General features: G+C 61.8%; 14 protein-coding genes. 11 read left to right on the top strand and 3 right to left on the bottom strand.

Annotated features, from left to right (window positions below):
* Both IZ6_RS09095 and IZ6_RS09090 read left to right on the top strand, forming a co-directional pair.
* Nucleotides 1-1,248, top strand: a complete 1,248-nt coding sequence (locus tag IZ6_RS09095; protein WP_222874754.1) for a cysteine desulfurase — start codon at nucleotides 1-3, stop codon at nucleotides 1,246-1,248.
* A gap of 9 nt (nucleotides 1,249-1,257) precedes the next feature.
* Entirely contained in the window at nucleotides 1,258-1,629 is a 372-nt protein-coding gene (locus tag IZ6_RS09090; protein WP_222874753.1) for an SUF system Fe-S cluster assembly protein, read from the top strand.
* 9 nt (nucleotides 1,630-1,638) lie between these two features.
* Here the strand turns inward: IZ6_RS09090 and IZ6_RS09085 are convergent, their stop codons facing one another.
* Complete coding sequence (locus IZ6_RS09085; RefSeq protein WP_222874752.1) at nucleotides 1,639-2,490, bottom strand: glycosyltransferase family 2 protein; 852 nt, start codon at nucleotides 2,488-2,490, stop codon at nucleotides 1,639-1,641.
* Nucleotides 2,491-2,502: 12 nt separating this feature from the next.
* A complete protein-coding gene (locus IZ6_RS09080; RefSeq protein WP_222874751.1) occupies nucleotides 2,503-3,348 on the bottom strand; it encodes a rhamnan synthesis F family protein in 846 nt (281 codons plus the stop codon).
* A gap of 252 nt (nucleotides 3,349-3,600) precedes the next feature.
* Here IZ6_RS09080 and IZ6_RS09075 point away from each other — a divergent pair, with 252 nt between their 5' ends.
* From IZ6_RS09075 to IZ6_RS09060, 4 genes are all read left to right on the top strand, one after another.
* On the top strand, nucleotides 3,601-4,395 hold the full coding sequence (locus IZ6_RS09075; protein WP_222874750.1) for an outer membrane protein: 795 nt from the start codon (nucleotides 3,601-3,603) through the stop codon (nucleotides 4,393-4,395).
* Nucleotides 4,396-4,610: 215 nt separating this feature from the next.
* Nucleotides 4,611-5,876 carry a peptidoglycan DD-metalloendopeptidase family protein gene (locus IZ6_RS09070; RefSeq protein ID WP_222874749.1) on the top strand — a complete coding sequence of 422 codons (1,266 nt, stop codon included), beginning with the start codon at nucleotides 4,611-4,613 and terminating at the stop codon, nucleotides 5,874-5,876.
* Nucleotides 5,877-5,965: 89 nt separating this feature from the next.
* A complete protein-coding gene (locus IZ6_RS09065) occupies nucleotides 5,966-6,754 on the top strand; it encodes a hypothetical protein (protein ID WP_222874748.1) in 789 nt (262 codons plus the stop codon).
* On the top strand, nucleotides 6,727-7,179 hold the full coding sequence (locus tag IZ6_RS09060; protein WP_222874747.1) for a GNAT family N-acetyltransferase: 453 nt from the start codon (nucleotides 6,727-6,729) through the stop codon (nucleotides 7,177-7,179). The genes IZ6_RS09065 and IZ6_RS09060 overlap by 28 nt, the downstream gene beginning before the upstream one ends.
* Here IZ6_RS09060 and IZ6_RS09055 read toward each other — a convergent pair.
* Nucleotides 7,176-8,039: an ATP-binding protein gene (locus tag IZ6_RS09055; protein ID WP_222877592.1), complete on the bottom strand. Its 864-nt coding sequence runs from the start codon at nucleotides 8,037-8,039 to the stop codon at nucleotides 7,176-7,178. The genes IZ6_RS09060 and IZ6_RS09055 overlap by 4 nt on opposite strands.
* Nucleotides 8,040-8,234: 195 nt before the next feature.
* On the opposite strand from IZ6_RS09055, the gene yajC reads away from it, so the two are divergent.
* The 5 genes from yajC to IZ6_RS09030 are packed head-to-tail and all read left to right on the top strand — an operon-like array spanning nucleotide 8,235 to nucleotide 12,320.
* Nucleotides 8,235-8,501, top strand: coding sequence for a preprotein translocase subunit YajC (yajC, locus tag IZ6_RS09050; RefSeq protein ID WP_420825542.1), 267 nt, complete (start codon nucleotides 8,235-8,237; stop codon nucleotides 8,499-8,501).
* 18 nt (nucleotides 8,502-8,519) lie between these two features.
* Nucleotides 8,520-10,127 carry a protein translocase subunit SecD gene (secD, locus tag IZ6_RS09045; protein WP_222874745.1) on the top strand — a complete coding sequence of 536 codons (1,608 nt, stop codon included), beginning with the start codon at nucleotides 8,520-8,522 and terminating at the stop codon, nucleotides 10,125-10,127.
* Between the two features lie 10 nt (nucleotides 10,128-10,137).
* Entirely contained in the window at nucleotides 10,138-11,073 is a 936-nt protein-coding gene (secF, locus tag IZ6_RS09040) for a protein translocase subunit SecF (RefSeq protein ID WP_222874744.1), read from the top strand.
* 6 nt (nucleotides 11,074-11,079) lie between these two features.
* The gene (locus IZ6_RS09035; protein WP_222874743.1) at nucleotides 11,080-11,472 is read left to right on the top strand and encodes an Mth938-like domain-containing protein; all 393 of its coding nucleotides are present in this window, start codon (nucleotides 11,080-11,082) and stop codon (nucleotides 11,470-11,472) included.
* Nucleotides 11,472-12,320 (top strand): phytoene/squalene synthase family protein, encoded by an 849-nt coding sequence (locus tag IZ6_RS09030; protein WP_222877591.1) that lies wholly within the window; start codon nucleotides 11,472-11,474, stop codon nucleotides 12,318-12,320. Before IZ6_RS09035 ends, IZ6_RS09030 begins: the two co-directional genes overlap by 1 nt.
* Nucleotides 12,321-12,332 lie beyond the last annotated feature (12 nt).

The following is a 12,332-nucleotide window of genomic DNA, read 5'->3' as shown; positions in this document are numbered from 1 at the left end:
ATGAACGCGCCTGTCCTGACCAAGAAAACTGCCTATGACGTCGAGGCGATCCGCCGCGACTTCCCGGCGCTGTCGCTCGAGGTCAACGGCAAGCCGCTCGTCTATCTCGACAACGGCGCCTCGGCGCAGAAGCCGAGGCAGGTGCTGGACGCGATCCGCCACTCCTATGAGTCGGAATATGCGAACGTGCATCGCGGCCTGCATTATCTCGCCAATGCCGCGACAGAAGCCTATGAGGGCGCTCGCGAGGCGGTACGTGAGTTCCTGAATGCCGGGTCGACCGACGAAATCGTCTTTACGCGCTCGGCCACCGGTGCGCTCAATCTTGTGGCGTCGAGCTTCGGCAGGCTTGCGATCGGTGAGGGCGACGAGATCGTTCTCTCAATTCTCGAACACCACTCCAATATCGTGCCGTGGCATTATCATCGTGAGCGGCATGGCGCGGTGATAAAATGGGCGCCCATCACTGAAGACGGCTCTTTCGATCTCGATGCCTTCGAAAAGCTGCTAACGCCGAAAACCAAGATTGTCGCGCTGACGCACATGTCGAATGTCACCGGCACCCTGACGCCGGCGAAAGAGATCATTAAACTCGCCCATGCGCGCGGCATTCCGGTGCTGCTCGACGGCAGCCAGGCGGCTGTGCATCTGCCGGTCGATGTGCGCGATCTCGATGTCGATTTTTATGTCTTCACCGGCCACAAGCTGTACGGGCCGACAGGCATCGGTGCGCTGTACGCCAAGAAGGAATGGCTCCAGAAAATGCCGCCCTATGAAGGCGGCGGCGAAATGATCCGTGATGTGACGCTCGACACGGTTACGTATGCCGATCCGCCGTCGCGCTTTGAAGCGGGAACGCCGCCGATCGTTCAGGCGGTCGGCCTCGGAGCTGCGATCAAATATGTCACCGCCATCGGCCGCGAGAAGATCCTTGCCCATGAGACGGTGCTGCGCGACTACGCCCATGAGCGCCTCGGCGCCATGAATTCGGTGCGCATTTTCGGTACGAGCAAGGACAAGGGCGCCATTTTGTCCTTCCAGCTGGAAGGTGCTCATGCCCATGACGTTGCAACCGTCCTCGACCGGCAGGGCATTGCCGTCCGGGCCGGTACCCATTGTGCCCAGCCGCTTCTCGCCCGATATGGGGTCACATCGACCTGCCGGGCGAGCTTCGGCCTGTACAATACGACCGAAGAGATCGATAAGCTGGCCGTGGCGCTTGAAAAGGCCCGCAGCCTGTTTGCGTGAGGCGAGACGATGACGACCGATACCGAAGTCAAATCCAATGCGGCCGAAGTGACCGGCGCCCTCCCGCAGGAGGAGCTTGAGCGCCTCGCACAGGATATCGTCGGCGCGCTGAAAACCGTCTACGACCCTGAAATCCCGGTCGATATTTACGAGCTCGGCCTCGTCTACAAGATCGATGTCAGCGATGCGCGGGATGTCGCCATCGACATGACGCTCACCGCACCCGCTTGCCCCGTTGCAGCCGAAATGCCGGGCTGGGTCGAGAATGCGGTCAACGCGGTTGCCGGCGTCAACGGCGTCAAGGTGACTATGACTTTCGATCCGCCATGGGATCAGAGCCGCATGTCCGACGAGGCGCGTGTCGCCCTCGATATGTGGTAGCGCCGCAGTTCAGCCCCGCACAATCTCGCGCATTCTCATCTCGATCGCCTCGGCGAAGGGCAGCGTTGCCTCATCGATAATCGCGTCGTTGTTTCCCATCCAATCGAACAGTTCTTCTTTGTGACGATTGGTGCGTTTGGCGCGCGTTCTTCCCATGCCGCCGCCGCGCCTGCGCTTCTTTTCGAATTCTTCCCGCGATTTCACGAAATAATGGTTCAACTGCACCTTCGAGAGATCGAGGGCGTCTGCGAAGTCCATTTGCTTGCCGAATGAAAGCCTGCGGCCGCTCGCATTGTAGCGGGTGATGCGTCTCATTTCCCGCCAGCGAGCGCTCCGGCCAAACCGCAATCTGAAGCGGGGCTCGTGCGCGAGACGAAAGATCGTCTTCGTAAAAAGATTTACCCGTTCCGTTTGCCGCCCGCGGACCGGAAATCTCCGCATCACCGGCTCGAGCGAAAAATGTTCCTGTTCGTTGTGACCGAACAGGATCTGGTTAATCGCAAGGCCGCCGAAATCGGGGAAGCGTTCGAGGTCCGCGAGGATGCCCTTGATGGTAGCGTCGCCGTGCGGAATCAGGAACTCGTCGGCATCGATAAACGCGGCGTAATCCGCTGTACCGCGCAGGCGTTTCAGCGCATCGCTATAGGCGCATTGCTGCGGCGAATATCCTTCGGGCACGGACCACTTAATGGCCTCAAGCCCCGGCACGCGCGACAGCGTTTCGAGAACGCGCGGCGTGTCGTCCGTACTCTCATTGTCGTAGATGAGGAACCGGTCGAAGCCGAGGGCGCGGTGATGGGCAACCCATTCCACGAGATAGGGGGCTTCGTTCTTCGCAATCAGGACGGCCGCGAGCTGCATGTCGATACCGCGTCAGGCTCTGCGCTCGCCGCGTATGGCGCGCCGTACCCAACGTTCGATCCTCCGTCCGATATCCTGCAGCCGTCCGAGCGGTCCGGCGGAGGCGCGATGACCTTGCGCGAAAGAGTAGCGGTCTTGCGGATCGGCCGGCGTGTCCATATCCGCCATCGTTGCGATCCATTGCCCCTTTGCCGTCACGCTGAGTGCCACGGCTCTCTCCAGCGCATGCGCGAGCGTGCCGTCTTTCTGTCCGGCCTCCGGTTCGAAATCATCCCGCGTGAACCCGAGCTGCAGGAGCGGCTCGAAGCCCGCGACACGCGCCATGAACATCGTTCCGCCGAAAAAACCATGCGACGCGATCTCGGCCTCGCCAAGCCCGAGACGCGACCCGATGGAAAGGACCCGCGCGGCGTTCGCGCCGAAATAGGTGGATGAGGTCAGAAAGTGGCCATGAGGGCCGATCATGCCGAGTGTGCGGTCGCTTGCGAAAGCCTGCTCCGCCTGCGCGACAGATTTCGGATCGAGAAGCTGACTCAAAATATCGTCGAGCCATTTTTCCCCGTCCTTACGGCGCGGCGATTTCTTGGTGTGGATCTTGATCACCGTCTCGACGCCGTCCGCCTTCAGTTCGGGCAGGGTTTCCAAAAACGGCAATACATCGCGGCCGCGATTTTCGACAACGTGCAGATGAGTGGGCCGATTGATCCGGCTCAGCGTCCGGCCGAGATCGTCCGCATGGTCGCGCACCGTTGTGACGTAAAGCGCGTGCGCGTCCGGCAGCAATGCGATGCGTTCAAGCATGGCTGCGAACACATCCGGATAGAAGGCATGGACGGCAATCGCGGCTTTCGCCGTCATCTTTTGGCCTCGGTGATCGGTCGCTGACGTGCAGATTGAGTGCTGGAGTAAAGCGGGTCAAACCGGCTTCGCGCCGACTGTGATGGGGCGATCATTATGTAGCGTATTCAGTTGCTTATACGGTTTTGTGGTATTTATACCGCAACTCTACTATGGGATGAGTCTGTTGCCTTTATGCTACAGACAAGGGGGTCGAGGTAGTTAATAACAGGTTTAAGTGCGGCATCACTTAGGTAAGGGGGGGATACCCTTATGAGGATGCTCGCACTCGGTTTGTTTGCGTCGACAGCGCTGTGCACCTCTGCTTTTGCGGCTGATGTTCCGGTTGTTCCGGAAACGACGTGGACCGGTTTCTACGCTGGTCTCGAAGTTGGTTATGCCTTCGCAGATAAAGCGGAATACGACACGGGCTATGATGGCCTGAACGATCTCGTCAACGAATACACCGACCTTCTCGAACACGACCTCGACGGTCTTCTCGGTGGCGTCTACGGCGGCTTCAATTGGCAGAACGACTCGTTCGTGTTCGGCCTCGAAGGCAGCTTCGCCGGCGCCGCGATCGAGGGCTCGGAGTCCTTCGATTATCTTCTGTATGAAGGTTGGTGCAAAGAGCTTTGGCTCGCCGCCGAAACCGAAACCGAGATCAACTGGCTCGCGACCGCCACCGGCCGCTTCGGCTTCCTCGCCAGCGACAATCTCCTTCTGTTCGTGAAGGGCGGTGCCGCATTCGCCGATATCGACGCTTATGGAAGCGCCGGCCTCGACGTCTACAATACCCACAAAGAAACCACCAAATCGCTGATCGGCGCGTCGATCGAAGGCAATGAAACCGCGTTCGGCTTCATCGTCGGTGCTGGTGCCGAATGGAAATTCGCCCAGAACTGGTCGGCCAAGGCTGAATATAACTACGTCCGCTTCGAGGACGTCGATTTCAGCGGCGATTATGAAATCACCATCTGCGAAAATCTCGTCGACAGCGGTAAGGCCGATTTCAGCGCCGATGTCGATCTGCACCTCGTGAAGGTGGGCGTCGCCTACCACTTCTGATCTGTGCCTCTCCGATCTGAGAGGTTTTGATCCGGCTGCCCCGGGCTTTAATGCCCGGGGCACCCGCTTCTAGGGCGGGGTACCGGCGGGTTCACCCGGCATGTGGTGAACAGGGCGGAAAAAAATTCCCCCAAAAATCCTCAAAGTTAAACAAGTTGTTTACCCACTCGGGGCTTTATTCGACGCGTCAGTGTCTGTTGCGTGCGAGTTTAGCCATGTCCCCGGCGTCTTTTATCCGCCTCAGCATCCGTTTTGCGGCTGCCGGCGCCCTAGGCCTTTCGGCCGCGGCGTGCAGCGCGACCGATCGCTTCGCCAGCTCCGATCCATTTTCGAACCCCTTCACCAAGCGGGCCGATGCCTCGACCTATACCGGGTCGGTCAACAGCGCCCCTTCGGGAAGTGTGAGTTCGCAGCCTTTGCCGCCGCCATCCGGCAATTATTCGGCAAACAGCTATGCGGCCAATCCGACGCGTCCTGCGCCTTACGCGCAGCCGCAAAATCAGTCGCAGTATCAATACAATCCGCAATCCGGCTGGAGCGCCCAGGGCGGTCAGACCGTCGTCGTGCAGCAGGGCGACACCATGTTCGGCCTCGGCAACCGCTACGGCATTCCGGCGTCGTCGATTGCGCAGGCGAATAATCTTCCGGCCAATGCGTCGCTGACGCCCGGTCAGCGCCTCGTCATTCCGGCCTATCGCGGTCAGCAGCCTCAGGCGCAAAAGCCGCTTGCTGCGGCTCCGCAGAAGCCGAAGCCTGTCGTGCAGGCGACGCGCGGCGGTTCGCACACCGTGCAGCCCGGCGAAACTCTGTTCTCGATCGCGCGCAGCTACAAAGTTACCGCGACCGAGCTTGCTCAGGTCAACAATGTCGGCCTCGATCATCGCGTCCAGATGGGCGAGAAGATTGAAATCCCTGGCGGTGCGCGGGCTCAGACGGCCCAGGCGCAGCGTCCGGTGGACCAGCCGGCGAAAGTTCAGCCGCTCGTTTATCGTAATGACGAGCAGCCGCGTCAGCAGGCCGAAGCTCCGACACCGGCTCCGCAGACGCAGAAAGCCACCTATACCGATCCGGAACCGCAGGTGACGACCGGCTCGACCGGCGGTACCGATTTCCGCTGGCCGGTGCGCGGCCGCGTCATTTCCGGCTTCGGCGCCAAGCCAAACGGCCAGAGCAATGACGGCGTGAACATTTCCGTGCCGGAAGGCACCGAGATCAAGGCGGCGGAAGGCGGCGTTGTCGCTTACGCCGGAAACGAGCTGAAGGGTTTCGGTAATCTCGTTCTCATCCGCCATGCCGGCGAATGGGTCACGGCCTATGCCCATGCGAGCGAAATTCTGGTCAAGCGCGGCGATGTCGTGCGCCGCGGCCAGACGATTGCGCGTTCGGGTAAAACGGGCAGCGTAACGACGCCGCAACTTCACTTCGAAGTGCGCCGCGGTGCGAGCCCGGTCGATCCGATGGATCACCTTCCTCAGGGATAAAAGCAAAAAAGCGGACCTGTATTTTGAGGCTTTGCGGCCGGGGGAAACCCCGGCCGCTTTTTCTTGTGGCATGCAATTAAAGGATGTGTTTGGCTTTCGCGCACATGCGCATCGCAGCCTTCACAGCCGCTCTTTTGCTCGCCGCCGGATTTGGGACGCTTGCTCATGCACAGAACATGGAGCCGACCATCTATTCGGACGGCGCCTCCTGTCCGGGCGATTGCGACAGCCATGTCGTGCTGCATCCCGAACGCAACGGCACTTCGGTTGCTTTCGACCCGGCAAGTTCGCGCAGCAATCCGCGGCGCTGCACAAAAGGCGAGATGTGCCGCATCTGTTTTTCCGCTGCCGACAGTTCGTGCCTGACGGTGCGCTACCGGGGCGGGGGACCGCCGCGGAACAAGTTCGATTTCACACCCGCCTTCTATGACGTGTTTTGCCCGCAGCCGGGCCTGCCCGAACCGCTGAAACGCAAATGCGCGGGATTGAAAGCCAACTCCGACAGCATGCTGCGCACGCGCGTCTATTGTCTTGCAACGCCCGATCATCCCGGCTGCGCCGAAATCATTTCGGCCGCCAAGGACAAAAAGACCGCCGACCAGCCGGATTGGGACAGGTGCCGCCAGATCGGCGAGCCCGCCTTCAACCGCGAGCAGGGTGCAAACCGTAAACGCCAGCGCAGCGAAGGCTGCAGTTACGAGAAGGCCGGCACGGGAGGGCCGAACTCGAACGGCGTAACCTGGCGCCGACTCCTGCCAGCGGTCTGTACGAAGGACAACACCTATGTCGGCCGTGACGGTCTCGATTGCTGCGACAGCAGCCTCATGACACTCGGCGGGCTCGGCAAGGAATGCACGCCATTTCTCGTGCCGAAGTGATCCGCCTCAAGCCGGTTGCAGGGCGCGATTACGGCTTCGCGCTCCGCCTCTATCTCCAGGCGATGAAGCCGCTGACGTCCGAGTTCATAGAATGGGATGAGCCAGAGCAGCGCGAAAGATTTGCGCGAAACTGGAACGCGCCGAATGTGCGGATCATCTTTTCGGGCCGCAAACGGATCGGCTGGCTTCAGCTGGACGAGACGTTCTCGGAAATTACCCTGCAGCAGTTCTTCATCGCGCCCGAACAGCAGCGGCGCGGCATCGGCTCAAAGGTTCTGGATTTTCTTGTTCCCATATGGCGCGCGAGCGGCAAGCCCGCGACTTTGACCGTGCTGCGCAACAATTCAGCGCGGCTCTTCTATGAGCGCTGCGGCTTTGCCGTCGCCGGGGAAGAAGGCGTCAAACTGCGAATGGTGCGGCGCTAGCCGAGCTTCACGCCCATGCGGCCGGCAAGATCGAGAATGAACTGCCACGCCGTGCGGCCCGAGCGGTTGCCGCGCGTCGCTGCCCATTCGAGAGCCTCCGAACGCAGATCGCTGAGCGGCATATCGAGATTGAACTCGCGCGCATAGCCGCGCACCATTTCCCAATAATCTTCCTGGCTGCACGGATGAAAGCCGAGCCAGATGCCGAAACGGTCGGACAGCGAGACTTTCTCTTCGATGGCTTCGCCGGGATTGATCGCGGTCGCGCGTTCGTTGTCGATCATGTCGCGCGGCATAAGATGCCGCCGGTTCGACGTCGCGTAGAAGAGGACGTTCTCAGGCCGCCCTTCGACGCCGCCTTCCAGCACCGCTTTGAGCGCCTTGTAGGAGCTGTCGCCGGCATCGAAAGAGAGATCGTCGCAGAACAGAACGAAACGGTAGGGCGAGGTCCGGAGGACGTTCAGGAGAACGGGAAGGCTCTCGATATCCTCGCGGTGGATTTCGACGAGCTTCAGCGGCTGGTCGAGCCCGGCCGCGTTCACCGAGGCGTGGACGGCTTTGACCAGCGAGCTTTTGCCCATGCCGCGGGCGCCCCAGAGGAGGGCGTTATTGGCCGGCAGGCCCTTGGCGAAGCGCTCGGTATTGGCGACGAGGGTATCCCGGTTCCGGTCAATGCCCTTCAGAAGGGTGATCGCCACCCGATTGACCCGGGCGACCGGGGCCAGGCGCCGGTCCGCCGCATGCCAGACAAAGGCATCGGCGGTCGAAAGGTCGGCCTGGGCGCCCGAGGGCGGGGAAAGCCGTTCCAGGGCCTCGGCAATGCGGCCAAGAGCGTCGGATGTCAGAGGATTTGCGGTCATGGGGTGGAGATAAAGCCGGGGGGGCTCCATGTCCATGTGGACCGATTGCTTTCTAGGGGACGGCCGCTATAGTCCGCGCCGCTTCGGAATACCCGTTTCCGGCCCGCCTTTTCCATGGAGTTTCAGATGTTCGCGACCCCCGCTTTTGCCCAGGCTGCTGGCCCCGGAGGTGAGGGCGGATTCCTGTTGTCTATCATGCCGTTCCTGCTGATTTTCGTGATCATGTATTTCCTTGTGATCCGTCCCCAGCAGCGCCGCATGAAGCAGCACAAGGAGATGATCGGAAACATCCGCCGCGGCGATACGATCGTCACGACGGGCGGCATCATCGGCAAGGTGACCAAGGTGGTCGATGAGCAGGAACTCGAGCTGCAGATCGCCGATAACGTAAAAGTGCGCGTGGCGCGCGGCATGGTTTCGGACGTGCGCGCCAAGGGCGAGCCCGTGGCCAACGACGCCTGATAAGGCGTTCCCCAGCCCATGCTGCATTACTCCCGCACCAAGACGCTTCTCACCCTGCTGATCGTCGGGCTCGGCCTTCTTCTGGTCGTCCCCAACCTGGTCTCGCCGGAGGTGCGCGCCAAGCTCCCGAGCTGGGCGCAGCGCACCATCGTGCTTGGCCTCGATCTGCAGGGCGGCTCGCACATCCTGCTCGAAGTCGACGGCAATGCGCTGCGGGCCGAGCGCCTTGAGAGCCTGCGCGACCAGGTACGCACGCTGCTGCGGGATGAGCGCATCGGATATAGCGGCCTCGGCAATGCCGGGAATGGCGTTCAGGTGCGCCTGCGCGAAGCGACCGATCTCGACCGTGCGCTCCCCAAGCTGCGTGAGCTGGCTCAGCCGATTTCAAATTCGCTGTTCGGCACCGGCGGTGGGGCCCGCGATCTCACCGTCACCAGCACGCCGGACGGCATCATTACGCTGACGCCGACGGAAGAGGGCGCGAATGCCCGCATCCGGTCGGCGGTCGACCAGTCGATCGAAATTGTCCGCCGCCGTGTCGACGAACTCGGTACGACGGAACCCTCGATCCAGCGCCAGGGCGCCGACCGCATTCTCGTTCAGGTGCCGGGTCTGCAAGATCCGCAACAGCTGAAGAACATTCTCGGCCAGACGGCAAAGCTCACCTTCCGCATGGTCGACATGTCGATGACGGTCGATCAGGCGGTTTTGAGCCGTCCGCCGCCGGAATCGGAAATCCTGCCGAGCACTGAAGATCCCAATCAGAAGTTTCTCGTCGAAAAGCGCGTTCTCGTTTCGGGCGAAGATCTGATCGATGCACAGCCGGGTTTCGACCAGCGCAACAACGAGCCGATCGTCAGCTTCCGTTTCAATTCCAACGGTGCGCGCCGCTTTGCGACGGCGACGACCCAGAATGTCGGCAAGCCGTTTGCGATCGTTCTCGACAACAAGGTGATTTCGGCGCCGCGCATCAACGAGCCGATCACCGGCGGTTCGGGCCAGATTTCGGGCCAGTTCACGGTGGAGAGCGCCAACAATCTTGCGATCCTTCTGCGCGCCGGCGCACTGCCTGCGCCGCTGACGGTCGTTGAGGAGCGCACCGTCGGCCCGGGCCTTGGCCGCGACTCGATCGAGGCCGGCACCAAGGCGACGATCTATGCCGCGATCTTCGTCATCATCTTCATGTTTGCGACCTATGGCGTGTTCGGCTTCATCGCCAATATCGCGCTCATCATCCATGTCGGCCTGATCCTCGGCCTGATGTCGCTGCTTGGCGCAACGATGACGCTGCCCGGCATTGCCGGCATCGTTCTGACCATCGGCACGGCGGTCGACTCGAACGTTCTGATCTATGAGCGCATCCGCGAGGAATTTCACGGAGGCAGAAATATCGTGACGGCCATCGGCGCCGGTTTCGATCGCGCCTTCGCGACCATCATCGATTCCAACTCGACCATGGGCATTGCCGCCGTCATTCTCTTCCTGATGGGCTCGGGCCCGGTGAAAGGTTTTGCCGTCGTCTTCATCCTCGGCATTCTGACGACCGTTATCACCGCCGTGACCATGACCCGCATGATGATCGCCCTCTGGTACCGCTGGACGCGGGCCAAGACGCTGCCGTTCTGAGGAGAACAAGATGCGCCTCCTGAGACTCTGGCCGGAAAATTCGCAAGTTCGCTTCATGCGCTGGCGCAGCGTCAGCTTCGCCTTCTCAGCGATCATGTCGCTCGTCATTGTCGGCCTGTTCTTCACGCACGGTTTGAATTTCGGCATCGACTTCAAGGGCGGCACGCTCATGGAGCTGCAGGCCAAATCCGGTACCGCCGATGTTGCGAGCGTGCGCGAGCACGCCAATGCGCTCGGTTTCGGCGAAACCGAGGTGCAGGAATTCGGCGGCGCCGCAGGCCTGTCGCTGCGCTTTCCGATTCAGGAAGGCGGCGAGGCGGCGCAGAGCGCTGTCGTGTCGAAGGCCCGCGAAGCGTTCGGCGAGGCCTATGAATTCCGCCGCGTCGAGACCGTCGGGCCGCGCGTTTCGGGTGAGCTCGTCCAAGCCGGCACGGTCGGCGTCGTGCTCTCGCTTGTTGCCGTGCTTGCCTATCTGTGGTTCCGCTTCGAGCGAAACCTTGCGATGGGCGCGCTCATCGGCACGCTGCATGACGTCCTGCTCACCTGCGGCTTCTTCCTCGTCACGCAGTTCGAATTCAATATGACCTCGATCGCCGCGATCCTGACCATTGTCGGCTATTCGCTGAACGAGACCGTCGTCGTGTTCGACCGTACGCGCGAACTTCTGCGCCGCTACAAAACCATGCCGGACATCGAGCTGCTGGACCTGTCGATCAATACGACCATGGCTCGTACCGCCATCACCTCGATGACCACCTTCCTGTCGCTGCTCGCGCTCGTATGGTTCGGCGGCGAGGCGATCGAGGGCTTTGCCATCGTCATGCTCATCGGCATCGTTATCTGCACCTATTCGGCGATCTTCGTGTCGACGCCGAGCCTCATTTATCTCGGCCTGCGCCAGGGCGCCTTCCAGAACAACCCGGCACCTGCGCCCGCGCGGCCTTAAGCGCCGATGGCCGCGCCTCGCGAAGACGCGCACTTTCCGGGACGCACGCCGCTCGATGCCTATGGCAATGGCGGCTTCCGGTTCGCGGACATGTCGCATCGCGGCTCGATCCTGTGCCTGCCCAGCGGCGTCTGGTCCTGGGCGCCGAACGAGGCTTCCGAAATCACGCTGAAGAGTTTCGAGAAGGCGATCGAAGAGGCCGCCGAGATCGAGATTTTCCTCATCGGCACCGGCGATCTCCATGTTCACCTCGACCCGAGGTTGCGCCAGGCGCTCAAAGATGCCGGCCTGCGCGTTGACGTCATGGCGACGGGGCCGGCCGCCCGTACCTACAATGTGTTGATAGGCGACCAGAGGAAGGTTGCGGCGGCGCTGATTGCCGTCGAGAATGCCAGATGATGGATACGGCGGCTTTCTGCGAGAAGCTCGTCCGCGAACAGGACCCGGACCGCTATTTCGCAACGCTCTTTGCGCCCGCCGAACGGCGGCCGGGCCTCTTTGCCCTCTATGCCTTCAACAGCGAAATCGCCCGCGTCCGCGAAGCCGTCTCCGAACCGATCCCCGGCGAGATCCGCCTCGCCTGGTGGCGGGAGGTGCTGCAGGGTCAGCGGCCGGATGAGGCGAGTGCGCATCCGGTGGCGGAGGCCATCCGCACGACGATTGCCGCCAACCGCCTGCCGGCCGATGCCTTTGTCCGCATGACCGAGGCGCGGGTGCTCGACCTCTATAACGACCCGATCCCGTCAGTGAACGATCTCGAAGGCTATACGGGCGACACCTCTTCGGCGCTGATCCGGCTGGCATCGATCATCCTTGTTGGCGGCGGTGAGCCGGGCGGCGCGGAAGCCTCAGGCCATGCCGGCGTCGCCTATGCCATTACAGGCCTTTTGCGCGCGCTGCCCTTCCATGCCGAGCGCGGGCAGGTGTTCATCCCTGCCGAAGTGCTAGCCCGCCATGGAGCGCGGCGTGACGACATTCTGGCCGGGCGTTCCAGCCACGGCGTCTATGCGGCGCTGCGCGAGATGCGAGCGATGGCGCGCCACCACCTTGAAGCGGCGCGCAGGGTTTCGCGCGAGATCAAGCCGGAAGCTTCCGCTGCGTTCCTGCCGGTGGCACTGTGCGATCTCTATCTGAAGCGTATGGAAAAGAGCGGCTATAACCCCTTCCGGACGCTGATCGAGGCCCCACAATGGCGGCGTCAGGCGGCACTCTGGACGGCCGCCAAAAGGGGCCGGCCGCTGGGCTAGGACCGGCTTCGC

This window comes from Terrihabitans soli (assembly GCF_014191545.1).
Lineage (GTDB): Bacteria > Pseudomonadota > Alphaproteobacteria > Rhizobiales > Methylopilaceae > Flaviflagellibacter > Flaviflagellibacter soli.
This window is presented reverse-complemented; position numbering and strand designations above follow the sequence as displayed.

Bases quoted from the DNA above. Each gene is read 5' to 3' on its own strand.
- IZ6_RS09060 (WP_222874747.1), top strand. From the start codon at position 6,727: ATGCACGCCATTTCTCGTGCCGAAGTGATCCGCCTCAAGCCGGTTGCA.
- yajC (WP_420825542.1), top strand. From the start codon at position 8,235: ATGCCGTTCCTGCTGATTTTCGTGATCATGTATTTCCTTGTGATCCGT.
- IZ6_RS09030 (WP_222877591.1), top strand. From the start codon at position 11,472: ATGGATACGGCGGCTTTCTGCGAGAAGCTCGTCCGCGAACAGGACCCG.
- IZ6_RS09055 (WP_222877592.1), bottom strand. From the start codon at position 8,039: ATGACCGCAAATCCTCTGACATCCGACGCTCTTGGCCGCATTGCCGAG.
- IZ6_RS09075 (WP_222874750.1), top strand. From the start codon at position 3,601: ATGAGGATGCTCGCACTCGGTTTGTTTGCGTCGACAGCGCTGTGCACC.
- secD (WP_222874745.1), top strand. From the start codon at position 8,520: ATGCTGCATTACTCCCGCACCAAGACGCTTCTCACCCTGCTGATCGTC.
- IZ6_RS09035 (WP_222874743.1), top strand. From the start codon at position 11,080: ATGGCCGCGCCTCGCGAAGACGCGCACTTTCCGGGACGCACGCCGCTC.
- IZ6_RS09090 (WP_222874753.1), top strand. From the start codon at position 1,258: ATGACGACCGATACCGAAGTCAAATCCAATGCGGCCGAAGTGACCGGC.
- IZ6_RS09085 (WP_222874752.1), bottom strand. From the start codon at position 2,490: ATGCAGCTCGCGGCCGTCCTGATTGCGAAGAACGAAGCCCCCTATCTC.
- IZ6_RS09070 (WP_222874749.1), top strand. From the start codon at position 4,611: ATGTCCCCGGCGTCTTTTATCCGCCTCAGCATCCGTTTTGCGGCTGCC.
- IZ6_RS09095 (WP_222874754.1), top strand. From the start codon at position 1: ATGAACGCGCCTGTCCTGACCAAGAAAACTGCCTATGACGTCGAGGCG.
- secF (WP_222874744.1), top strand. From the start codon at position 10,138: ATGCGCCTCCTGAGACTCTGGCCGGAAAATTCGCAAGTTCGCTTCATG.
- IZ6_RS09080 (WP_222874751.1), bottom strand. From the start codon at position 3,348: ATGACGGCGAAAGCCGCGATTGCCGTCCATGCCTTCTATCCGGATGTG.